Annotated in this window: 20 protein-coding genes; 12 read left to right on the forward strand and 8 right to left on the reverse strand. The window is 72.8% G+C overall.

Annotation, left to right across the window (positions count from 1 at the left end):
• The first annotated feature begins 6 nt into the window (after positions 1-6).
• A complete protein-coding gene (locus NR792_RS28510) occupies positions 7-258 on the forward strand; it encodes a hypothetical protein (protein WP_375755853.1) in 252 nt (83 codons plus the stop codon).
• A gap of 135 nt (positions 259-393) precedes the next feature.
• Positions 394-1,962: a serine hydrolase gene (locus NR792_RS28515; RefSeq protein WP_375755854.1), complete on the forward strand. Its 1,569-nt coding sequence runs from the start codon at positions 394-396 to the stop codon at positions 1,960-1,962.
• 21 nt (positions 1,963-1,983) lie between these two features.
• Here NR792_RS28515 and NR792_RS28520 read toward each other — a convergent pair whose 3' ends face one another.
• Both NR792_RS28520 and NR792_RS28525 read right to left on the reverse strand, forming a co-directional pair.
• Complete coding sequence (locus tag NR792_RS28520) at positions 1,984-2,640, reverse strand: metallophosphoesterase (RefSeq protein ID WP_375755855.1); 657 nt, start codon at positions 2,638-2,640, stop codon at positions 1,984-1,986.
• 88 nt (positions 2,641-2,728) lie between these two features.
• Positions 2,729-3,589, reverse strand: coding sequence for a transcriptional regulator (locus NR792_RS28525; RefSeq protein WP_375755856.1), 861 nt, complete (start codon positions 3,587-3,589; stop codon positions 2,729-2,731).
• Positions 3,590-3,903: 314 nt separating this feature from the next.
• Here NR792_RS28525 and alr point away from each other — a divergent pair, with 314 nt between their 5' ends.
• Positions 3,904-5,133, forward strand: coding sequence for an alanine racemase (gene alr, locus NR792_RS28530; RefSeq protein WP_375755857.1), 1,230 nt, complete (start codon positions 3,904-3,906; stop codon positions 5,131-5,133).
• 4 nt (positions 5,134-5,137) lie between these two features.
• Here the strand turns inward: alr and NR792_RS28535 are convergent, their stop codons facing one another.
• Complete coding sequence (locus tag NR792_RS28535; protein ID WP_375755858.1) at positions 5,138-6,166, reverse strand: lysophospholipid acyltransferase family protein; 1,029 nt, start codon at positions 6,164-6,166, stop codon at positions 5,138-5,140.
• A gap of 269 nt (positions 6,167-6,435) precedes the next feature.
• On the opposite strand from NR792_RS28535, the gene NR792_RS28540 reads away from it, so the two are divergent.
• A complete protein-coding gene (locus tag NR792_RS28540; RefSeq protein ID WP_375755859.1) occupies positions 6,436-9,024 on the forward strand; it encodes a M1 family metallopeptidase in 2,589 nt (862 codons plus the stop codon).
• Between the two features lie 83 nt (positions 9,025-9,107).
• Here NR792_RS28540 and NR792_RS28545 read toward each other — a convergent pair whose 3' ends face one another.
• Both NR792_RS28545 and NR792_RS28550 read right to left on the reverse strand, forming a co-directional pair.
• Positions 9,108-9,860: an enoyl-CoA hydratase gene (locus NR792_RS28545; RefSeq protein WP_375755860.1), complete on the reverse strand. Its 753-nt coding sequence runs from the start codon at positions 9,858-9,860 to the stop codon at positions 9,108-9,110.
• Between the two features lie 11 nt (positions 9,861-9,871).
• Positions 9,872-10,783: a ribose-phosphate diphosphokinase gene (locus NR792_RS28550; RefSeq protein ID WP_375755861.1), complete on the reverse strand. Its 912-nt coding sequence runs from the start codon at positions 10,781-10,783 to the stop codon at positions 9,872-9,874.
• A 136-nt stretch (positions 10,784-10,919) separates the two neighbouring features.
• On the opposite strand from NR792_RS28550, the gene NR792_RS28555 reads away from it, so the two are divergent.
• The 4 genes from NR792_RS28555 (at position 10,920) to orn (ending at position 13,946) form a co-directional block, all read left to right on the forward strand.
• Positions 10,920-11,606 (forward strand): phosphoribosyltransferase, encoded by a 687-nt coding sequence (locus tag NR792_RS28555; RefSeq protein WP_375755862.1) that lies wholly within the window; start codon positions 10,920-10,922, stop codon positions 11,604-11,606.
• Between the two features lie 65 nt (positions 11,607-11,671).
• Positions 11,672-12,127: an archease gene (locus tag NR792_RS28560; protein ID WP_375755863.1), complete on the forward strand. Its 456-nt coding sequence runs from the start codon at positions 11,672-11,674 to the stop codon at positions 12,125-12,127.
• Complete coding sequence (locus tag NR792_RS28565) at positions 12,128-13,330, forward strand: OsmC family protein (RefSeq protein WP_375755864.1); 1,203 nt, start codon at positions 12,128-12,130, stop codon at positions 13,328-13,330.
• 64 nt (positions 13,331-13,394) lie between these two features.
• Positions 13,395-13,946 carry an oligoribonuclease gene (orn, locus tag NR792_RS28570; RefSeq protein ID WP_171413422.1) on the forward strand — a complete coding sequence of 184 codons (552 nt, stop codon included), beginning with the start codon at positions 13,395-13,397 and terminating at the stop codon, positions 13,944-13,946.
• A 10-nt stretch (positions 13,947-13,956) separates the two neighbouring features.
• Here orn and NR792_RS28575 read toward each other — a convergent pair whose 3' ends face one another.
• Together NR792_RS28575 and NR792_RS28580 are read right to left on the reverse strand one after the other, a co-directional pair.
• Entirely contained in the window at positions 13,957-14,328 is a 372-nt protein-coding gene (locus tag NR792_RS28575) for a response regulator (protein ID WP_375755865.1), read from the reverse strand.
• 198 nt (positions 14,329-14,526) lie between these two features.
• Positions 14,527-16,074, reverse strand: a complete 1,548-nt coding sequence (locus NR792_RS28580) for a class I adenylate-forming enzyme family protein (RefSeq protein WP_375755866.1) — start codon at positions 16,072-16,074, stop codon at positions 14,527-14,529.
• A 38-nt stretch (positions 16,075-16,112) separates the two neighbouring features.
• Between NR792_RS28580 and NR792_RS28585 the strand changes: the two genes are divergently transcribed.
• Positions 16,113-16,661 carry a hypothetical protein gene (locus tag NR792_RS28585; RefSeq protein ID WP_375755867.1) on the forward strand — a complete coding sequence of 183 codons (549 nt, stop codon included), beginning with the start codon at positions 16,113-16,115 and terminating at the stop codon, positions 16,659-16,661.
• A 6-nt stretch (positions 16,662-16,667) separates the two neighbouring features.
• Here NR792_RS28585 and NR792_RS28590 read toward each other — a convergent pair whose 3' ends face one another.
• Positions 16,668-17,771 carry a hypothetical protein gene (locus NR792_RS28590; RefSeq protein WP_375755868.1) on the reverse strand — a complete coding sequence of 368 codons (1,104 nt, stop codon included), beginning with the start codon at positions 17,769-17,771 and terminating at the stop codon, positions 16,668-16,670.
• A gap of 219 nt (positions 17,772-17,990) precedes the next feature.
• On the opposite strand from NR792_RS28590, the gene NR792_RS28595 reads away from it, so the two are divergent.
• From NR792_RS28595 to NR792_RS28605, 3 genes are read left to right on the forward strand one after another with little or no spacing between them, the layout of a single operon-like run.
• Positions 17,991-19,235: an efflux RND transporter periplasmic adaptor subunit gene (locus NR792_RS28595; RefSeq protein ID WP_375755869.1), complete on the forward strand. Its 1,245-nt coding sequence runs from the start codon at positions 17,991-17,993 to the stop codon at positions 19,233-19,235.
• The gene (locus NR792_RS28600; protein ID WP_375755870.1) at positions 19,232-19,978 is read left to right on the forward strand and encodes an ABC transporter ATP-binding protein; all 747 of its coding nucleotides are present in this window, start codon (positions 19,232-19,234) and stop codon (positions 19,976-19,978) included. Before NR792_RS28595 ends, NR792_RS28600 begins: the two co-directional genes overlap by 4 nt.
• Before the next feature lie 20 nt (positions 19,979-19,998).
• Positions 19,999-22,419 (forward strand): ABC transporter permease, encoded by a 2,421-nt coding sequence (locus tag NR792_RS28605; RefSeq protein WP_375755871.1) that lies wholly within the window; start codon positions 19,999-20,001, stop codon positions 22,417-22,419.
• The last annotated feature ends 3 nt before the right edge of the window (positions 22,420-22,422 follow it).

A 22,422-nucleotide genomic window follows, 5' to 3' on the forward strand; every position in this document is an offset into this window, starting at 1 on the left:
CGTGTCATGTCGGGAGACTCGAACCGCCGGAACTTCCTCAAGGCGATGGGTTTGACCGCCGTCGCGGCCGTGGTGCCCGTGGGGCTGGGTGCCGCCAGCGTGGCCGGCGCGGCCCCGGCGGTGTCCGGAGGCTCGGGCGCGCTGGAGCTGTGGCTGCTGGACACCGGCGCGGGCGTGCTGGACGCGGGGCTCTACGGCTCCGCGCGGCAGGACCTGGTGGCGTCCGTCCAGGCGCGCGGCGAAGCCCTGCCGTACTGACGACACCCCGCGCGCGTCATGGCGAAACCATGACAGACAGAGGGACGGGCCAAGGCCCAAAGGCAGTCATGACTTCGTAGGTTGACCTCCTGGCTTCCGCGGGTCCCCTCCCGCGGGTCAACCCCGGAGTCCGTCATGCCCCAAGCCGTCCCTCGCTTCGTCCCGGTGTGTTTCCTGGGCTGTACGGCGCTCGCCCTGCTCACGGCGGCCGACGCACCCAGGGCCGCCCCGCCGCCCGGCACGCAGTGGACGGCGCGGCCCGCCGAGTCCGCCCGCATCGCGCGGGTGGAGGCGAGCCTCGCGCCGCTGGTGCTGCCAGGGGAGAAGCCGCAGGCCCTCTCCGTGCAGCGCTGGATGGACCTGTACCGCATCCCCGGCCTGAGCCTGGCGGTGTATGACCGGAACGCGCTCGTGTGGAGCAAGACGTATGGCGTGACGCAGGCGGGGGGCAAGGAGCCCGTCACGCTGGAGACGCTGTTCCAGGCCGCGTCCGTGAGCAAGCCGGTGACGGCGATGGCCGCGCTGCGCGCCGTGGAGCAGGGCCGGGTGTCGCTCGATGCGAACGTCAACGACGCGCTGAAGTCCTGGAAGGTCCCCGACAACGACTTCACGCGCGAGCAGAAGGTGACGCTGCGCCGGCTGCTCAGCCACGGCGCGGGGCTCACCGTGCACGGCTTCCCCGGCTACGGCGTGGGCGAGCCGCTCCCCACGCTCCCGCAAATCCTCAACGGCGAGAAGCCCGCGAACACGGAGGCCGTGCGCGTGGACACGGTGCCGGGCACGGAGAACCGCTACAGCGGCGGCGGCTACGTCGTCGTCCAGCAGCTGCTGACGGACCTGACGAAGAAGCCCTTCCCCCAGCTCATGAAGGAAGCCGTGCTGGACCCGGTGGGGATGAAGCACAGCACGTTCGAGCAGCCGCTGCCCCCGGCGCTCGCGGCGCGCACGGCCGCGGGCACGCGCGCGGGCGGTGAGTCCGTGGAGGGCCGCTGGAAGGTCTACCCGGAGCTGGCGCCCGCGGGGCTCTGGACGACGCCGTCCGACCTGGCGCTCCTCCAGCTGGAGGTGGCGAAGGCGAAGGCCGGCAAGTCGAAGCGCGTGCTGTCGCAGGCGATGACGCGGCAGATGCTCACGAAGCAGTCCGGGCCATACGGGCTGGGCTTCATGCTGGAGGACGGGCCGGAGCGCTTCGGGCACGGCGGGTGGAACGACGGGTTCACCGCCACGGTGATGACGCTGGGGGACAAGGGGAGCGGCGTTGTGCTGATGGCCAACTCGGACAACGGCGTGCTGCTCTTCGAGCGGCTCATCGCGAGCATCGTCACGGAGTACGGCTGGCCGCCCCTGCCGGACCACCTGAGGTCGCCGGTGATGACGGCGGACCTGCTCTCACGCGTGAAGGGCGCGGACGCGGTCATCGCCTGGGCGCGGAAGGCGAAGGGCGAGGGCCTGACGTCGCGGGTGCTCAACCACGTGGGCTACGGGTTGTTCATGTCCGGGAAGGTGGAGGACGGCCTGAAGGTCTTCCAGGAGAACGCGGCCCTCTTCCCAGAGGACGTGGAGGCGCAGGACGGCCTGGGGATGGCCTACATGAAGGCCGGCAAGAAGGCGGAGGCGCTCGCCGTGTACCAGAAGCTGCTCAAGGCGGATCCGAAGAACGCGAGCGCGCTGGAGGCCGTGAAGACGCTGGGCGCGAAGCCCTGAGCCCCGGCGCACGGCCCGCGCCTACAGCGCCATGTACGCGCGGGCCGCCGGCACGGAGTAGAACCGGCCCTCCGGCAGGACGTACGCGGTGAGCTTGCCGCCGTAGACGCAGCCGGAGTCCAGCCCCACCGCGAACGGGTGCTTCTGCAGGCCGCGCATGGCGTCGTGGCCGAAGATGACCAGCTCCGGGCCCTGCCACAGGCTGCCCCAGGGCGCGCCCGCCTCCAGCCGCTTCGACGGCGTCCCGTCCGCCGCGATGCTGCGCAGGTTGAAGAGGAACTCCTCCTTCTGCTCCGTCAGCGGCACCCCCGGCACCAGCCCCGCGTGCACCGCCAGCGCGTTGAGGTCCGGGAAGTGGAGATAGGAGGGCAGCTTCTCCATCCAGGCCCAGTCCTCGGACGCCAGCGTGTCCAGCACCTGGCGGTGCTCCGGCTTGAGCTTCTTGCCCTTCGCCGCGTGTCCCCCGTGCCAGCGCAGCACGTGCGCGTCGTGGTTGCCCTTCACCGCATGGAAGCCGTGCTCGCGCGCCCGCCGCACCACGCCCGCGGAGTCCGGCCCCTTCGCCACCAGGTCGCCCACCAGCACCACCCGGTCGCCGGGCTTCCAGTCACACGCCTTCAGGAGCGCGTCCAGCTCGGCGGAACAGCCGTGCACATCTCCGATGAAGAGCGTTCGCATCTCCCTCCTCTTTAACGCACTGTCCACGAATGCCCTGCCCGGATTCTCGGGCGCCTCGCGTGAGGACGGGCGCTCGCGCGCCGCGTTACTACTCGGCCTTCGTGCGCAAGAGCCGGCTCAGGCTCACGTCCAGCTGGCTGGAGATGAGCCGCAGCACGCTGTCCAGCTGCGAGCGCGTCAGCCGCAGCCGCTCCGTCAGCCGCTGCCGCGTCCCGTCCAGCAGCTCCTCCTGCGCGCCCACCACCCACCGCGCCGCCGTGGAGCGGTGCACGCCGTAGAGCGCCCCCAGCTGGTCGATGCCCAGCCCGTCCAGGTACTTCAGCCGCAGGAAGTTGCGCTGCCGGGCGGAGAGGGCCGCCAGCGCCGCCTGGAAGGACGCGGTGAACTCCGCGCGGTACGTCTGCTTGAGGTACGCCAGCTCCGGGTCGTCGCCGGGCGCCACCAGCATGGACAGGTCGCCGTCCTCCGAGTGCGCCTGCCCCGAGCGCTGGCGCTGCCAGTCCAGCGCCAGCCACAGCGCCGCCGCGCGCACCCAGCCCGCGAGCGGCCCCGTGCCCGGGTACGCCGCCAGCCGCGCCGGGGCCTCCGCGCTGCCCACCAGCATCCGCTGCCGCAGCGCCTGGCGGACCTCGTCCAGCCCCGCCGGGGGCAGCTTCAGCCGCGCCACCGCCGCGTCCACCTCCGGCATCAGGCGCTCCTCGAACGTGGCCAGCGCCGAGGGCAGCCCGTCCGCCGCCGCCCGGGCCAGGTACACGTCCGCCATGTGCAGCCTGCCCCAGGCCTCCTCGTGGCCGTCCGCGGGCACCAGCCGCGCCAGGTGCGCCGCGAAGCGCGGGCCCTCCAGCGGGATGCCCGGCCAGGACTGCCGGGCCGCGTCCAGGGCCTGGGCCAGCCGCTCCTGGAGGACGGAGAGGGCGCCTGCCGCCTCCGTCTTTCCTCGGGCGGTCATGAAGGCCTGGGCTAGGGGCAATTCCGGGGATGCCACGATAGGGGACATTACCACCGGCCCCTGTCGCGCCGCCGGGTCACCCGTCATGTCGCGCACGAAGTCCCACCCGTCAGGTGTCCCCCGGGACACGCTCCGGGCCGCGCGTGTCCACCCGAGCACGCCCGCCCGGCCGTGCGGGGCTCCCCCCTTGCCACCCTCGTCCGCCCGAGCGGCATCCAGCCCCCTGTGGCCCTCCGGCCACGGCCGCCCATGGCCTGCGCTTTGCTGGTAGAGGCGAGGCGGCAGGGGACGTTGGCTGGTGCGGAGGTGTGAACGTGGATGGAGTCGGTGGTGGGCTCGGTGGTGGGCTCGGAGTCGGGCCCGGTGACGCGGTGTACTCCTCGTGGCTGGAGGTGAGCGCGTCCCACTTGAGGCACAACGTGGCGGCGTTCCGCGCGCTGGAGTCCTCCGGCCCCACGCCCCGGGCGCTGGGCGCGGTGCTCAAGGGCAACGCCTACGGCCACGGGCTTCAGCAGGTGCTGCCCCTGGTGCACGCGGGCGTGGACGTCCTCTACTTCATCGCCCCGCAGGACGCGCTCACGGTGCGCGCGCACGAGTCCGCGCACGGCCTGCCCGCGCGGCAGGTGGTGGTGCTGGGCGCGGTGGCTCCGGAGGAGGCCGTCGTGCTGGCGCGCGAGGGCATCGACGTGGTGGTGGCGGACCGCTCCTGGGCGGACGCGGTGCCGGCCTTGCGCGCGGCGAAGCTGACGCGCCCCCTGCGCGTGCACGTGCACATCGACACGGGGCTGGGCCGCGAGGGCTTCACGTTGGATCAGCTCCCGCGCGAGACGGCGTTCCTCGCGGACGCGCCGGACGTGTTCGAGCCGGTGGGCGTGCTCAGCCACTTCGCCAACACGGAGGACGTGACGGAGCAGGGGTACGCGCTGGCGCAGCTGGACGCGTTCGAGACGGCGCTGCGCCACCTGACCGCGCAGCTCCAGCCCGCGAAGCCGCTGCAGCGGCACATCGCCGCGAGCGCCGCGGCGCTGGTGCTGCCCCGCGCGCGCTACGAGGCGGCGCGGGTGGGCATCTCGCTGTACGGGCTGTGGCCCTCGCCGGAGACGCGGCTGTCGGCGCGGCTGGTGCTGGGGGAGCTGCCGGTGCTCAAGCCGGTGCTGTCGTGGCGGTGCAGGAGCCAGGTGGTGAAGTGGCTGCCGGCGGGCGCGTACGTGGGCTACGGCTGCACGTACCGCTGCCCGGAGCCCACGCGCCTCGCCGTATTGCCGGTGGGCTACTACGACGGCTATCCGCGCCTCGCGTCCGGCAAGGCGCACGTGCTGGTGAACGGGCGGCGGTGCGCGGTGCTGGGCCGCGTGATGATGAACCACCTGATGGTGGACGTGACGCGCGCCACGTCCGACGAGCGCCCGGTGACGGCCACGCTCCTGGGCCGCGACGGAGAAGAGTCCGTGTCCGCCGAGTCCCTGGCCGGCTGGGCGCAGACCATCCACTACGAGCTGGTGACCCGCCTGGGCGCGCACCTGCGCCGCGTCGTCGTGGAGTAGCGCGCTACTTCGGGCCTTCCGTCAGGCCCGGCGACGGCGCCGTCACGACCGCCGGAGGCTGCACCTTCCAGCGGCGGTGCAGCCACAGCCACTGCTCCGGATGCCGGCGGATGGCGCGCTCCATCGCCGCCGTCACGCGCGCGGTGTGCTCGGTGATGGGGTCCGCGCACTCGCCGGGCTTCGGCGGGAGGATGGGGCCTTCCACCTCCAGCTTGTATCTCGCGCCCGGGCCCGGAGGCCGCACGCCCATCACCACGAACACCGGCACGCCCGTGCGCTCGGCGGCCACCGCCATGGCGGGCGTCGTGGACGCGAGCCGGCCGAAGAAGGGCACGAACACCGCGGACTTCGCGGGCAGCGCCTGGTCCAGCAGCATGTACGCGGACTCGCCGCGGTTCACCGCGTCGGTAATCTCCTGGATCGCGCCCTTCGGGTAGATGAGCCCCGCGCCCGCGCCCAGCCGGTTCACCGCGATGCGCGTGTTCAGCGCGCCCTTGAGCGGACGCACCAGCGCGTTGAGCGGGATGCCCCAGCGGATCAGCATCTGGCCCACCAGCTCCCAGTTGCCGAAGTGCGCCGTCACCAGCAGCGCGCCCTTGCCCGTGGCCACGTGCGCCTTGAGCGCCGCGAACGCCTCCTCGCCCACGATGCCCTGCTGGTCCCAGTCCGGCGTCATCCGGTCCCCGGACGGCAGCGACTCCACCACCACGCGCGCCATGGTGAGGTACGCGCCACGCGCGATGTCGCGGCGCTCCGCCTCGCTCTTCTCCGGCAGCGCCTGCGCCAGGTTGTCCAGCGCCACCTTCCGGCGGATGCCCAGCGTGTAGGCCAGGCTCGCGACGAAGCGAGCCAGCGCATCCCGCGCCGCCGGTGACAGCCACGTGAGCAGCGCCCAGACGCCCCGCGTCAGGAACGCCACGACGGGGCCCGGCGGCGACCCGATGATGCGGCGCAGGTGCTCTGGAGGCCTTTTCCCCTCGGGAGGGGTGTTCGTTTGCGATGGCAGCGGATGCGAGGAGAGGGGAGCGGACACGGCGGCGCACTCCATCGCGAACACGACCTGACAGCAAGGCCACGCGCCGCTCGCTCGTCGCTACCCTGCCCGGCTGCTCTGGTCCACACTGCGCGGCCATGCCCAACCTGCTCCGTCCGGTGGCCCTGGCCACCGCAACCTTCCTTGCGGCATGCGGTGCCCGTCAGGGTAACGCTCCCGCTCCTGGTGCCGTTGAAACGCCGCCCGCCGTCTCCGGGCCTGGCGCTGCCGCCGCACCCACGCCCCCCAAGCTGCGGCTGCCGGAGGACGTGCGGCCCACCAAGTACGCCATCGTGCTGAAGATGGACCCCAAGGCGGACGCCTTCGAAGGCACCGTCGACGTCATGCTGGAGGTGGCCAAGGCCACGAACGTCATCTGGATGCACGGCAAGGGCCTCATCGTGAAGGAGGCCACGCTGGAGCAGGGGGGCGTCACCCAGACGCTCAAGGCCACCTCCGCCGGCGAGGACTTCCTCGGCCTGACGCTGGACAAGCCCCTGGCGGTGGGCGGCGCGAAGCTGCACCTCACGTACACGGGCACCGCGTCCGAGCGCGAGACGTCCGGCGCCTTCCGCGTCAACGAGGGCGGCGACTGGTACATCTACACGCAGTTCGAGCCGCTGAGCGCCCGCCGCGCCTTCCCGTCCTTCGACGAGCCCGGCTTCAAGGTGCCGTGGCAGCTCACCTTCCACGTGCCGGAAGGCAACGTGGCCGTCACCAACACGCCGCAGCTGGCGGACGAGAAGGGCGCGGACGGCTGGCACATCTACCGCTTCGCGCCCACGCAGCCCCTGCCCAGCTACCTCATCGCCTTCGGCGTGGGCCCGTTCGACTTCCTGCCCGCGCGCGACGCGGGGCAGAAGCAGGTGAAGACGCGCATCATCACGCCGCGCGGCCGGGCGAATGAAGGCGCGTGGGCCGCCAAGGTGACGCCCGACATCCTGGAGCGCCTGGAGACGTACTTCGGCATCCCGTACGCGTACGAGAAGCTGGACGTACTCGCGGTGCCGCTCATGGGCGGGGCCATGGAGAACCCGGGCCTCGTGACGTTCAACTCGCGCCTCATCCTGGCGAAGCCGGAGGAGGACTCCGTGGGCCGCCAGCGCGCGTTCGCGAACGTGCAGGTGCACGAGCTGGCGCACCAGTGGTTCGGCGACCTCGTGACGATGGCGTGGTGGGACGACCTGTGGCTCAACGAGTCCTTCGCCTCGTGGATGACCCCGCGCATCGTGGAGTCGTACCAGCCCACCTGGGACGCGCCGGTGGAGCGCGTGCAGGAGCGCAACAGCGCGCTGGACGCGGACAGCCTGGTGGCCGCGCGCTTCATCCGCCAGCCCATCCAGGACGCGGGTGACATCCGGAACGCCTTCGACGGCATCACCTACGGCAAGGGCAGCGCGGTGCTGGCCATGGCGGAGACGTGGCTGGGACGCGACGTCTTCCAGAAGGGCATCCAGCGCTACATCCGCGCGCACGCGGGGAAGAACGCCACCGCGAAGGACTTCCTGGACGCGCTGTCGCAGGAGTCCGGCAAGGACGTGGCCGAGGTGATGAACAGCTTCCTGGACCAGACGGGCGCGCCCTTCATCACCGCCACCCTGCTGTGCGACGGCGGCAAGCCGCGCGTGGCCCTCACCCAGCAGCGCTACGTGCGCCTGGGCTCCAAGGCCCCGGAGGCGCAGTCCTGGAAGGTGCCGGTGTGCGTGAAGTACCCGGGCGCCGGCAAGGAGGCCACCGCGTGCACGCTGATGACGGAGGCGAAGGCGGAAGTGCCGCTGCCGGAGGCCAAGGCGTGCCCGGCGTGGGTGTTCCCCAACGCGGACGGCGCGGGCTACTACCGCATGCGGCTGGCCGACGACACGCGCGCGAAGCTGATGAAGTCCGGCCTGACGAAGCTGTCCCGCGCGGAGCGCGTGGTGCTCTTGAGCGACTCGCTGGCGCTGGCGCAGGCGGGGCTCATGCCCGCCGCGGAGGCCCTGCCGCTGCTCACGGGCGTGGCGGAGGACCCGGACCGGCAGGTGCTGGAGGCGGGCCTGGAGCTGATGGACCTGGTGTCGTCGCGGCTCATCCCGGAGGCGCAGGACGCGGACCGCGCCCGCTACGTCCGGGACACCTTCGGGCCGCGCGCGCGCAAGCTGGGCTTCAAGCCGCGCCCCGGTGAGAGCGAGGACCTGCGCCTCTTGCGCCCGCGCCTGCTGGAGCTGGCCGGCAACGAGGGCAACGACCCGAAGCTCGTCGCGGAGGCGCGCACGCTGGCGGACCAGTGGCTCAAGGACCGCAAGGCCGTGGCGCCGGACGTGGTGGGCGCGGTGCTCTCCATCGCGGTGGAGCACGGGGACGCGGCCCTGCACGCGAAGCTGCTGGAGGCCCTGCGCGGGGAGAAGGACCGCTACCAGCGCCAGCAGCTGCTGGGCGGCCTGTCCCACGTGACGGATCCGAAGCTCGTGAAGGCGAACCTGGAGCTGCTGCTCGACCCGAAGCAGGACATGCGGGAGAACCTGTGGCTGCTCTTCGGCGCGTCGCGCGACCCCCGCACCCGTGACACCGCGGTGGAGTTCGTGAAGGCGCACTACGACACGCTGGTGGGCACCGGCGACAAGCCGGGCCTGATGCCGGAGGGCATGGGCTCGCGGCTGCCGTACATGGCCGCCGGCTACTGCGACGCGGGCAAGCGCCAGGAGGTGGCCGCCTTCTTCGAGCCGCGCGCGGACAAGGAGCCCGGCTCCGAGCGCGTGCTGCGCCAGGTGCTGGAGATCGTGGACCAGTGCATCGCGCTGAAGGAGGCCCAGGGCGCGAGCATCGGGGCGTTCCTGACCGGCAAGCCGAAGACGCCGCAGGCGCCGCCCGCGCCCCGGTAGGGCGCATGAAACGACGCCGGGTCCGCGCGCACGTGCACGCGGACCCGGTGGTGGTGAGGCCTTCGTCGTGAAGGGGACGGGGACTACTTCCGGCCGCGCGACATGAAGGACATGAAGGCTTCCTTGGCCTCGTCGGAGGCCAGGCGCTGGACGAACTCGGCGCCCTCGCGCTTGAGGGCGGCCTCCACCTGCTCACGCAGGGGGCCGCGGATGAGCGCCTTGGTCACCTTCAGCGCTTCGGCGGGACGCTGGGCCAGGGCGCGGGCGCGCTCGGTGGCCACGTCCTTCAGCTGCGCCTCCGGGACGGCCTTGTTGATGATGCCGGCGCGCAGCGCGGTGGCCGCGTCGAAGGGGTCACCGAACAGCAGCAGCTCCGACGCCAGCGCGAAGCCCGCCGCGCGCGGGAGCAGCAGGCTGCTGGCGCCCTCCGCGCACAGGCCCAGGTTGACGAAGGGCATGCTGAAGCGCGCCTTCTCCCCGGCCACCACGTAGTCACAGTGCAGGAGCATCGTGGTGCCGATGCCCACCGCCGCGCCCTCCACCGCCGCGAGCACCGGCCTGGCCATGCCCGCCAGCGCGCGCAGGTAGCGGAACACCGCGCTGTCCTCGCCCGTGGGCGGGTGCTCCAGGAAGTCGCCAATGTCGTTGCCCGCCGTGAACGCGCCGCCCGCGCCGGACAGGAGCACCACCCGCACGTCGTCGCGGCGGTCCGCCTCCAGGAGGGCGGCGGTGGCGGCCTCGTACATGGCGTGGGTGAAGGCGTTCTTCTTCTCCGGCCGGTTGAAGGTGACGGAGAAGACCCCCGCGTCGAGCTGCGTCAGAAGCGTGTCGGACATGGCCGGGCAGCCTAACGCGCGTCGGGCCGCAGTGCGCGCAAGAGCAGCGGGGCCAGCGTCACCACCTGGTGGGGAAAGGGCAGGCCCTGGCGCGGTTCCACACTGTCCGTGCTGACCAGCCGCTTCACGGGCACGCCGTGCAGGCGCTCCAGCGCGGGGCCCACCAGCAGGGCGTGCGTGGTGGCGAGGATGAAGTCGTCCACGCAGCCCTCGCCCTTGAGCTCCTTCGCCGCCGCCGCCAGCGTGCCGCCGGTGGACACCATGTCGTCCACCAGGATGGGGCGCATGCCGCGCACCTGGCCCAGCAGGCCCAGCGTCTCCACGTCGTTGCCGCTCAGCCGCGCCTTGTGCACCACCGCCCACGGGCGGCCGAGCAGCTTCGCCAGCGCCTCCGCCCGCTTCACCGCGCCCAGGTCCGGCGCCACCACCACGGTGGTGTCGGTGACGTGGGGGCGCAGCGCGTCCGCCAGCAGCGGCAGCGCGGACAGGTGCTCCAGCGGAGCGCCGAAGCAGCCCTCCAGGGCCGGGTTGTGCAGGTCCACGGTGAAGACGCGCGTGAAGCGTCCGTGGGACAACATGTCGGCCACCAGCCGGCCGCCCAGGGGCTCGCCGGCCCGGGCCCGCCGGTCCTGGCGCGCGTAGCCGACATAGGGAATCACCGCCTCCATCGACGCCGCGCCCGCCCGCCAGCACGCGTCCGCGAGCAGGAGCAGCTCCAGCAGGTGCTCCCCCACGGGCGGGGTGGAGGACTGGAGGAGGACGACGCGGCGGCCGCGCACCTCCTCCGGGGGCACCTCGATGTGCAGTTCTCCATCCGGGAAGCGCTCCATCTTCACCCCCACGGGGGCCGCGCCGGACGCCTGGGCGAGCGCACGGCCGAGGTGGGGACTGGCACTGCCGACGACGAGGGCGAATGGCGTCATGAGGCCACACCCTAGCGCGGGATTCGCTCGCGGTGCCCTGGCCTCCCGGGCATCCCGCCAGCTGAGCCACTGTCCGCGCCTCCGCCGCCGCGCTCCGGAGGGAAGAGCACCTTGTCGGGGGATGGGAGGCTTTCCGATGCGTTTCCGGGACAGGGCGGAGGCGGGGCAGAAGCTCGCGGGGGTGCTGACGCCCTACCGCTCCGGGGACGTGTGCGTGCTGGGGCTGACGCGCGGGGGGCTGCGCGTGGCGTACGAGGTGGCCCGGGCGCTGGAGAAGCCCCTGGACCTGTGGGTCGCGCGCCGGCTGCACGTGCCAGGCAGCCGCCTCACGCTGGGCGCGGTGACCGAAGGGGGCGGGCTGTATCTGGACCCCCAGGCCGCGCACCAGGCGAAGGTGCCGGGGGAGCTGCTCCAGCGCCTGGTGCACGACGAGGTGGACGACGTGGAGCGGCAGGCCCGCCAGCTGCGGGGCGGCCTCACGCCGCGCATCCGCGGGTGCACGGTGCTGCTGGTGGATGACGGGATGGTGACGGGCGCCACCGTGGCCGCGGCGCTCCTGGGGCTGCGGCAGCAGGGCGTGCGCCAGAGCGTCGTGGCGGTGGGCGTGGCGACGCCGCGCGCGCTGGAGCTCGCCCGGGGCCGCGCGGACGCGGTGCACGCGCTGACGCTGGACCCCGCGCTGCGCGAGGTCTCCGACGCCTACGACGCCTTCCCCGCGCTCAACCAGGACGACCTGCGGCGCTGGCTCATGCGCGCCCGGGAGGGCGGCCCCGCGCGGACCGGGAGCGTGGCGCCGGACGTGGCGGGCGGGTGGTGGTTCTGACGGGCCGCTCACAGGGCCCGGCGCGGGAGCGGAAGCAGGGAACGACGAGGACACGAGGAGGACGTATGGACGTTGAAACCGTGCATGCGGAAGACCGCAGGCCCCGGACGCACTGGGAGCACTTCACCCACGAGGAGCTGCTCGGGGTGCGGGGCGTGGGCCGCTCCATGGAGCAGGCCTTCGAGATGGCGGCGCTCGGGCTCTCCGCGCTGGTGACGGACCCCCGGAGCGTGGATGCGCACGAGGAGCTGGAGGTGGCCTGCCAGTCCGCGGACCATGACCAGCTGCTCGCGGACTGGCTGCGGGCGGTGGTGGGCGCGATGGCCGGACGGCGCCTGCGCTTCCAGTGCTTCGTGGTGCGCCTGGACGGGCTGAACCTCTTCGGCCACGGCTTCGGCGAGCGCTCGGGGCAGGCGCGCCACGGCCTCCACGTGGCGGTGACGGGCGCATCGCTCACCGGGGTCTCCGTGCGCCAGGGGCCCGAGGGCGTGTGGATCGCCGAGGCGCTGGTGGACTTCTAGATGCCCGTGCGGGAGGTCCAGTTCCCGGGCGGCGCGGGACGGCTGGAGTTGCCGCCCGGCGCGCCCGCGGCGAGCGCGGTGCTGGTGTCGTGCTTCGCGTGCCTGGGCCGCTCGCCCGGGCCGGAGGCGCTGGCGCGCGCGCTGGTGTCGCGGGGCTTCGCCGTGCTGCGGCTGGACTTCACGCAAGTGCCCCTGGGCCTCCCGGCGGCCGAGCACCCGGACACGCTCCCCAGCGTGGACACGGTGGTGGCCGCGTCGGCGTGGCTCTCCTCGCGCGCGCCCGCGCCCCGGCTGCTCGTGGGGCACAGCCTGGGCGGCACGGCGGTGGCGGCGGCGCTGCCCCGGCTGCCGGACGTGGCGGCCGTCGCGCTGGTGAACGCCCCCGCGGGCGCGAAGGACGTGCTCGCGCTCCTGCCTCCCCGGGAGCGCGAGGCCGGCGAGGGCGAGCTGCACCTGAAGCCCGGCCGGCTGAAGCTCCAGCGCGGCTTCCTCGCGGCCATCGACGCCGGCGCGGTGTCGAAGGCGCTGGGCGCGTTCCCGGGCGCGCTGCTGGTGATGCACGCGCCGGAGGACCGCTACGTGGGCCTGGACAACGCGCGCCGGCTGGCCACGTGCGCGCGGCGGCCCGCGAGCCTCGTGATGCTGGACGGGGCGGACCACTTCCTCTCCCGCCCGGCGGACGCGGGCTTCGCGGCGGACGTGCTGGGCCCGTGGGCCGTGCGGCACATCGCCGCCCTGCGCGAGCGCGCGGAGCCCCTGCCGGAAGGGGAGGTGGAGGTGCGCGAGGCGTCCGAGGGAGGGCTGGCCCAGGACATCCGCGTGGGGCCGCACTGGCTGCGCGCGGACGAACCGCTGGCGCTGGGAGGACAGGACTCCGGGCCCACGCCGTACGGCCTGCTGGCGGCGGCGCTGGGCGCGTGCACGTCCATGACGGTGCGCATGTACGCGGACCGTCAGGGCTGGCCCCTCACGCGGGTGCGGGTGCGCCTGTCGCACGACAAGGTGCACGCGAAGGACGGCGCGGAGTGCGAGTCGCGGGTGGGGCGCGTGGACCGGCTGGAGCGGCTCGTCCGGCTGGAGGGGCCCCTGACGGAGGAGCAGCGCGCGACGCTGCTGCGCATCGCGGACCTGTGCCCGGTGCACCGCACGCTCGAATCCAAGGTGGACGTGCGGACGCGGCGGGACGATTCGTCCACGGAGTGAGTGCGCGGGGGCTTGGGGCTGCTATAGGGACGTCTCCTCCCTTCTCGACAAGGATTCTTCGGACATGGCTTCCCGTGACACCCGCCTGGTGTGGCTCGACCTGGAGATGACGGGTCTGGATCCGGAGACCTGCGGCATCATCGAGGTGGGCGTCATCGTCACCGGCCCGGACCTGCGCCCCCTGGGCGAGTTCGAGCGCGTCATCTGGCAGCCGGAGGAGATGCTCCAGCGCATGGAGCCCGTCGTGCGCGACATGCACACGAAGAACGGCCTCCTGGAGAAGGTGCGCGCGTCGAACACGTCCCTGCGCGTGGCGGAGCGCGAGGTGACGTCCTTCATCGCGGAGTTCTGCGACCTGGGCGAGGGCATCCTCGCGGGCAACTCCATCCACACGGACCGGCGCTTCCTCATCGACCACATGCCCATGGTGGACCGCTACCTGCACTACCGCATGGTGGACGTGACCAGCCTCAAGGTGCTGGTGCGCGCCTGGTACCCGGCGCTGGTGGAGCCGCGCAAGCCGCCCAGCGGGCACACCGCGCTCGCGGACCTGCGCTCCAGCATCAGCGAGCTGCAGTACTACCGGGACATCCTCTTCCGCGCGACGCCGGGCTGACGGGAGCGCGCTACGCGCGGAGCCGCTCCTCCGAGGGCAGCTGCTTCGCGATGGTGCCCAGCAGGTCGTCCAGCTCGAAGGGCTTGGCCAGGAAGTGCGAGCTGGCGCGGCGCTCCTCGTCCGTGAGGCGGCCCGCGCTCATCACCACCACGGGCAGGTCCTGCAGGTCCGGATGGGCGCGGATGCGGCGCAAGAGCTCTCCGCCGTCCATCACCGGCATCATCAGGTCCAGGAGCACCAGGTCCGGCTTGGAGGCCAGGAGCCGCTGGAGGCCCTCGTCGCCGTTGTAGGCGGTGACGATGTCGTACCCCTCCAGGGACAGGATGTCCTCGAGCGCCTCCACGATGGCGAGCTCGTCGTCGACGATGAGCAACCGCTTCATGCGGGGACCACCTCCACCGCGCGCACGTCGCCCGGCGCTCCCGCGGGCCAGGAGGCCGGGGGCGGATGGGTCGGAATGCAGGCTGGGTGGGACTTCACGCGGTGGCTCCGGTTTCTCTTGCCGGAGAAGGTAGGGCCTCCCGCGATTTCGGCCAGTGGACGATGTGGGTTCTGTTGGGTGGATGGCGGCGGATGTGTCCTAGGAGGCAGCCAGGCGCTCCTTGAGGACGTGTTTCTGGACCTTTCCGAGGGCGTTGCGGGGCAGGGCGTCGGTGAAGACGACGCGGCGCGGCTTCTTGAAGGCGGCGAGCCGTTCGCGGCACCAGTCCACCAGGGCCTGGGCGTCGGTGGGGGCGCCGGGGTGGGGGACGATGACGGCGACGACCTGCTCGCCGAAGTCCTTATCGGGCAGGCCCAGCACGGCGGCCTCGGCGACGGAGGGGTGCGCGGCGAGGACCTCTTCGACTTCGCGGGGATAGATGTTGAAGCCACCGCTGATGATGAGCTCCCGGGCCCGGCCGGTGATGCGCAGGAATCCGTCGGGGTCCCACTCGCCCAGGTCGCCGGTGCGGAACCAGCCGTCGGCGTCGAAGGCGTCCTGGGTGGCGTCCGGGCGGCGCCAGTAGCCGGTGAAGACGTGGGGGCCGCGGACCTCGATTTCGCCCGTCTCGCCGCGGGGCAGGGGCTGGCGGGAGCGCACGTCCACGACGCGGGCCTCCTGGCCGGGGAAGGGCATGCCCACGGTGCCGGGGCGGCGCTCGCCGTCATAGGGCTGGGTGGTGTTCATGAGCGTCTCGGTCATGCCGTAGCGCTCCAGGATGCGGGCGCCGAAGCGCGCCTCGATGTCCAGGCACAGCTGGGGGCTCAGGGGGGCGGAGCCGGAGACCCACAGGCGCAGGGGGTGCGGCGTCACGCCGGTGCGGCGGGACTCCTCCAGGAGGCGGCCGTACATGGTGGGCACGCCGAAGAAGAGGGTGAGGGACGCGTCGTCGTGCAGGGCGGTGAGCGCTTCGGAGGCGACGAAGCGGCGGCGCAGGTCCACGCTGGCGCCGGTGAACAGGGTGCCGTGGAGGCCCACCATGAGGCCGTGCGTGTGGAACAGCGGCAGGGTGAGCAGCAGCCGGTCCGCGTCCGTCCAGCGCCACGCTTCCGTGACGGCGCGCACGTTGGCGAGCAGCTGCCGGTGCTGGAGCATGGCGCCCTTGGAGCGGCCGGTGGTGCCGGACGTGTAGCCCAGCACGGCGAGGTCCTCCGCGCGAGGCAGCGGCAGGTCCCCGGTGGAGGCCGAGCCCTGTTCCACGATGGCGTCGAAGGCCACGGTGGGAAGGGACGCGGGGAGGTCCGGAGGGGGCGGCTCCACGGTGATGAGCCATTGCAGCGACGACAGCTGGTCGCGAAGCGGAGCCAGCTCCGAGGCGCCCGAGGTGCCGGTGACGCAGACCTTCACCTCCGCGTCGGAGAGGATGTGGGCCAGCTCCACCTGCCGGTACGCGGTGTTGACGAGCACGGCGACGCAGCCCGAGGCCTGGACGCCGAGCCAGGTGATGACGAACGCGTCACTGTTCTCCAGGAAGAGTGCGACGCGGTCCCCGGGAGCGAGCCCCCGGGCCTTGAGTCCGCGAGCGAACGCGCTGACGGCTTCCGCGAGCTGGCCGCGCGTGTAGCGCTTTCCCTCGAAGGAGAGCAGCGGGCGCGCGGGCTCACGACGGGCATGGTCCAGGAACACTTCAAGCAGGGAGGCCGGCATGGCGCGCGAGCCTACCCGGGACGGGATACGCTGGGCGCATGTCCGTGCGTCGGCGGGTGCTGCGGGTGACAGGGCTGCTCATGAGCCTGTCGTGTTCCACGCCACAGCCCACGCCCATCACCTTCCCTCCGTTCTTCGCGCAACCCGCTGTCTCGCTGGGGGCGGCAGGCACGGTGTACGAGCTGGATGGCGACACCCTGCGGGCACTCACCGTCGCCACTCGGGACCTGCTTCCGCCCCAGGACACGACCGTGTCCTGTGGGAGCCGCTGGGAGTCCCAGCAGTACCGGGTCGTCCGGCAAGGCGACGTCATCTTCATTCGCATCGACGAAGATCCCAGGGCGTGTGGCCGCACGCAGCCTGCGCTGGATTCGGGGGCGAGCTACGCCATCCACCGGGACGGCCGGATCCTCCGGCGGCTCATTGACGGCCAACCTGATGCTTCAGCGCATGCGGATGCCGGTGTGCCTTCCACGCTGGGGGAGCCCGGGGCCACGTCCCTGGATGCGCTGGGCGACGGGCCCTCACCGTTCCTGCCGCTCTCCTGGCAGGACGCGGGCACTCCAGGCCCCGCGCCCTCCAGGTAACACCGCTCAGAACACCGACACGCCCAGGGTGACGCTGGCCAGGAAGCCGCCGTGCTGGGTGGCGGCGATGTCCAGGTCGTCGAGGAAGTTCGGGTCGCGGTTGTCCGACGTGCGCCAGTTGTCCTCACGCAGGCGGAAGCCCCAGCCCACGCGCAGCCCCAGGTACATGGGGCCCATCGACTGACGCATGCCCACCGCCAGCGTCGCCACCGGCGTGAGCAGCTTCTCCGTCCTGAACTCCTCCGTCTCGTCGTTGAAGGTGAGCGTGGTCGTCGACGTGCCGCCCATGTTGAAGCTCATGCCTCCCTCCAGGAACGGGCTCGTGCGCACCTCGCCCAGCGGATACAGGCGCACCACCGGCCCCACCCGGAAGCCCCAGGCGCCCGTGCCGCCGCTCAGGTTCAGGCCCAGCACCGGCGCCACCCGGTACTCCAGCTCACCGCCGAAGATGCCCGAAGGGCTGTTGAAGCCCAGCGCCACACCCAGGTCCAGGTTCGTCCGGCCACCGCCCCGGCGCGGCGCCTCATCCTCCTGCGCGCGCCCCGTCGAGTCCTGGCCCATCCCCTCCGCCGCCGGCGCGTCCGACCGCTGCGAATAGCCCTCCCAGTTGGCGTCAGCGCCCGCCTCCCCCGCGGAGGCCACCGGCACCTCCGCCGCCGCCACCACCGGCACCTCCGCGCTCGCGGCCTCCAGCTTCTGGGCCTCCGCCAGCAGCGCCTGCGCCATCGCCACGGAGCCCTTGTCGCTCAGGCTGGGATTGACGAACTCGTACGCCAGCGTCTTGGTGCGCACGGGCTCATGCGTCGTGGCCAGCCGATACGTCAGCCGGTACTTCTCCCCGGCCCGCGTCACCTTCGCGCTCAGCGTCAGGTCCGGCGCGCCCTCATTCCGCGCATCCATCAGGATGGCCTGCGTGGAGGACGTCTTCAGCGCCTCCTCGATGCCGTAGCGCGTCCGCTCCGCCACGGTCGCCGCCGCCAGGCCCGCGGCATCCACGTCGCTGCCCACGTCCTTGAGCTGGAGGTACAGGGCGTCGGCCAGGGCGGAGAACGGCAGCAGGGTCGCGGCCAGCAGCAGGCTGGCGCGCGCCCGGAGAGCGGTGGAGCGCATCGGGGTGTTCCTCGAAAGTGTGTGGGAATTGAATCGAGCAGGCAGACGGCCTGACACTGTTTCTATTCACCCCCAGCGCACCTGCTCAAGGTGTCCGCTTCTGGGACGCGCCTTTCGCGCAGGCGGGCAACGCGGCCGGCCCTCCCGCCGCCATCCCCCTGTTTCCAGGCACTTGCCCCGGCTCGAAGCCCTGGCACGCGGCTCGCTATGGTCCGGACCGTGGACATCCCGAAGGTTCGTACCCCGCGACGCAAACCCTACCTCCTGGCGGCCCTGGGCCTCGCCGTGCTCATCGCGGTGACGGTGGGCCTCTCCCGGCTGCGCCCCGCCGCGCCCACCGTGGACAAGGCCTCGGTGTGGCTGGACACGGTGAAGCGCGGCCCGCTGGTGCGCCAGGTGAAGGGCACCGGTTCGCTCGTGCCGGAGTCCATCCGCTGGCTCACCGCCGACACCGCCGGCCGCGTGGAGCGCATCCACGTCCGGCCCGGCGCCACCGTCACCGCCGGCACGCTGCTCCTGGAGCTGTCCAACCCGGACGTGCAGCTCCAGGCCCTGGAGGCCGAGCGTCAGCTCGCGAGCGCCGAAGGCGACTTCCTGGAGCTGCGCGAGCTGCTCCAGACGCAGCGGCTGTCCCAGCAGGCCGCCGTGGCCGCCCTCGCCACCGAAGCCGCCGACGCCACCCGCCGCTCCCAGGCCAACACCGCGCTGTTCGAGAAGTCCTTCGTCGGCGACCTGGAGACACGTCAAATCCAGGAGAAGGCGCAGGAGGTCGGCCAGCGGCTGGAGCTGGAGCGCCAGCGCCTGGAGGTCATGTCCCAGAGCCTGCGCCAGCGCCTTTCCGCGCAGCAGGAGCAGGTGGAGCGGCTGAAGGCCGTGGCGCGCTTCCGCCGCCAGCAGGTGGAGTCCATGAAGGTGCTGGCGGGCGAGGACGGCGTGCTCCAGGAGCTGCCGCTGGAGCTGGGCCAGTGGGTGACGCCCGGCGTGCTCCTGGCGAAGGTGGTGAAGCCGGAGCGGCTCAAGGCGGAGCTGCGAATCGCGGAGACGCAGGCGCGCGACATCCTCCCGGGCCTGAAGGCCCAGGTGGACACGCGCAACGGCATCGTCGAGGGCACCGTGGCGCGCGTGGCGCCCGCGGCCAGCCAGGGCACGGTGCGCGTGGAGGTGTCGCTGCCGGAGAAGCTGCCCAAGGGCGCCCGGCCGGACCTCACCGTGGAGGGCACCGTGGAGCTGGAGCGGCTGGACAACGTGCTGTCCGTGGGCCGTCCGGCGGGGGCCCAGGCGGAGAGCACGCTGACGCTCTTCCGGCTGCTGCCGGGCGGCGACGAGGCGGTGCGCATCCCCGTGAAGCTGGGCCGCGGCTCGGTGAACGCGGTGGAGATCGTGCAGGGACTTTCGGAAGGCGATCAGGTGGTGCTGTCGGACATGACCGCGTGGGACGCGGTGGAGCGCGTGAGGCTGCGATGACGACGACGATGACGAACGACAGCGAGGCGAAGGCCGTGGCCCCGGGCGCGGTGCCGGGCAAGGCGCTGCTCCAACTCGACGGGCTCACCAAGGTGTTCGAGACGGAGGAGGTGGAGACGCACGCCCTCTCCAACATCCAGCTCACCATCCGCCAGAACGAATGGGTGGCCATCGTGGGCCCGTCCGGCTCCGGCAAGTCCACGCTGCTCGCGGTGCTGGGCCTGTTGGACACCGCCACGCGCGGCAGCTACCTGCTGGATGGCAGGAGCGTGCTGGACCTGTCGCCCACGGACCGGGCCAAGGTGCGCAACCAGCACATCGGCTTCATCTTCCAGAGCTTCAACCTCATCGGCGACCTCACCGTCTTCGAGAACGTGGAGCTGCCGCTCACCTACCGGGGGCTGCCCGCGCAGGAGCGCAAGCAGCGCGTGGAGCGGGCCCTGGAGCGCGTGGGCATGGCGCACCGGGCGCGGCACCTGCCGGGGCAGCTGTCCGGCGGTCAGCAGCAGCGCGTCGCGGTGGCGCGCGCCGTGGCGGGAGACCCCCTCATCCTCCTGGCGGACGAGCCCACGGGCAACCTGGACTCGAAGAACGGCGAGGCGGTGATGCAGCTCTTGTCCGACCTGCACAAGGCGGGCTCCACCATCTGCATGGTGACGCACGACCCGGCGCAGGCGCGCATCGCCACGCGCACGGTGAGCCTCTTCGACGGCCGCGTCGTGCAGGACGAACAGCTTCGCTGAAAAAGGAGGGGGCACGGACCATGGGACACCTGCTCGGCGACCTGCGCTACGCGTGGCGCTCCTTGAAGAACGCGCCCGGCTTCGTGGGGGTGGCGGTGCTGACGCTGGCGCTGGGGATTGGCGCGAACAGCGCCGTGTTCAGCGTGGTGAAGGGCGTGCTGCTCACACCGCCGCCCTTCGCCCGGCCGGAGCAGCTGGTGATGCTGGCCCCGAACTTCGACGCCTTCGGCCTCAAGGAGGTGTCGAACTCGGTGCCGGAGTACCGCGACCTGCTCACGCACACGCGGGCCTTCGCGTCGCTGGCGGCCTTCCGGCCCGACAACATGACGCTCACCGGTGGGGAGTCCCCCCGGCGCCTGCACGTCGTCGCCGCCACGGCGTCCTTCCTGCCCACGCTGGGCGTCGCGCCGGTGCTGGGCCGGGGCTTCACCCAGGAGGAGGAGACGCCGGGCCAGGACAAGGTCGTCGTGCTGTCGGACGCCGCGTGGCGCGCCCACTTCGCGAAGGACCCGGAGGTGCTGGGGCGCACGCTGCGGCTGGACGGCGTGCCGCACACGGTGGTGGGCGTGCTGCCCCCGGGCGGCGTCTACCCGGAGGACACGGAGGTGGTGCTGCCCTTCGCGCCCACGCCGGAGCAGGCGGAGGAGTCCCGGCGCGGCAACCGCTTCCTCAGCGTGATGGCGCGGCTCAAGCCCGGGATGACGCTGGACGCGGCGCGCGCGGACCTGGTGCGCATGGGCACCGCGCGCCCCCCGGACCTGGTGAGCAAGTACCAGCGGTGGGGCTGGTCCATGAGCGTGAAGTCCCTGGAGGACCAGGTGGTGGGCGGCGTGCGCGGGACGCTGTGGCTGCTCTGGGGCGCGGTGGGCTTCGTGCTGCTGGTGGCGTGCTCCAGCGTGGCCAACCTGCTCCTGGCGCGGGCGGTGGCGCGGGGCCGCGAGGTGTCCATCCGCGCGGCGCTGGGCGCGGGCCGGGCGCGGCTGGTGGCGCAGTTCCTGACGGAGAGCGTGGTGCTGTCGCTGGTGGCGGGCGCGGTGGGGCTGCTGCTGGCGCTGTGGGGCACGGACGCGCTGGTGGCCACCGTGGGGGAGAGCCTGCCGCGCGCCCAGGGCGTGAAGCTGGACGTGGCCTCCGTGCTCTTCACCCTGGCGGTGTCGGTGCTCACGGGCGTGCTCTTCGGGCTGGTGCCCGCGCTCCAGGCCAGCCGGGTGGACCTGCACGCGGCGATGCGCGAGGGCGCGCGTGCCACGGGAGGCCACCGCACGGGCCGGCTGCGCGCGGCGCTGGTGGTGGCGCAGGTGTCGCTCGCGCTGGTGTTGCTGGTGGGCGCGGGGCTGTTCGTGAAGAGCTTCCTCGCGCTCCAGCGCGTGGACGCGGGCTTCGTGTCCGACGGCGTGCTCACCGGGGACCTCGCGCTGCCCAAGGTGCAGTACCCGGACCGGGCCCGGCAGGCGGCCTTCCAGCAGGCGCTGCTGCCCCGGCTCCAGGCGCTGCCGGGCGTGGAGTCCGCGGGGCTCACGAACGTGCTGCCGCTGGGGGGCTCCACGGACAACAGCTTCGACATCGAGGGGCGCCCCCGCCAGCCGGGCGAGCAGTGGAAGGCGGTGGAGTTCCGCGCCGTCACGCCCGGCTACCTGCACGCGCTGCGCGTCCACCTGCGGCAGGGCCGGCTGCTGGAGGACTCGGACGCGCCGGACGCGCCGTGGGCGGTGGTCATCAACCGCTCCTTCGCGGACCTCTTCTGGCCGAAGGGTGACGCGCTGGGGCAGCGGGTGAAGCTGCACGGCCAGGACATGCAGTGGGCCACGGTGGTGGGCATCGTGGACGACCTGCGCGAGTGGGGCCTGGACGTGCCCGCGCGTCCGGCCGGGTACTACGCCCTGTCGCAGCTGCCGTCCGGGTACATGGGCCTGGCGGTGCGCGTGAAGTCGGGGAACCCGGAGGCGCTGCGCACGCAGGTGGAGGCGGAGGTGCGCGCGGTGGACGCGGACCTGCCGCTGTTCGACGTGTCCCCGCTCACGCGGCGGATGGACCAGTCCACGGGCCCCCGGCGGTTGTCCGCGCTGGTGATGGGGCTGTTCGCGGGCGTCGCGTTGCTGCTCGCGTCGCTGGGGCTGTCGGGGGTCATCGCCTTCTCGGTGTCGCAGCGCACGCGGGAGCTGGGCATCCGCATGGCGCTGGGCGCGGCGCGGGGGGACGTGCTGCGGCTGGTGCTGGCGCAGGGCCTGCGGCTGTCGCTCACGGGCGTGGCGGTGGGGCTGTGCCTGTCCTTGGGGCTGGCGCGGCTGTTGGGCTCGCTGCTGTACGGCGTGTCCGCGGGCGACCCGTGGACATTCGGCGGGGTCGCGCTGCTGCTCACCGGGGTGGCGCTGGGGGCGTCGTGGCTGCCTGCCCGGCGGGCGACGCGCGTGGACCCCATCATCGCGCTCCGGGCCGACTGACGC

It is taken from the genome of Corallococcus exercitus, from assembly GCF_042231735.1.
GTDB lineage: Bacteria > Myxococcota > Myxococcia > Myxococcales > Myxococcaceae > Corallococcus > Corallococcus exercitus_B.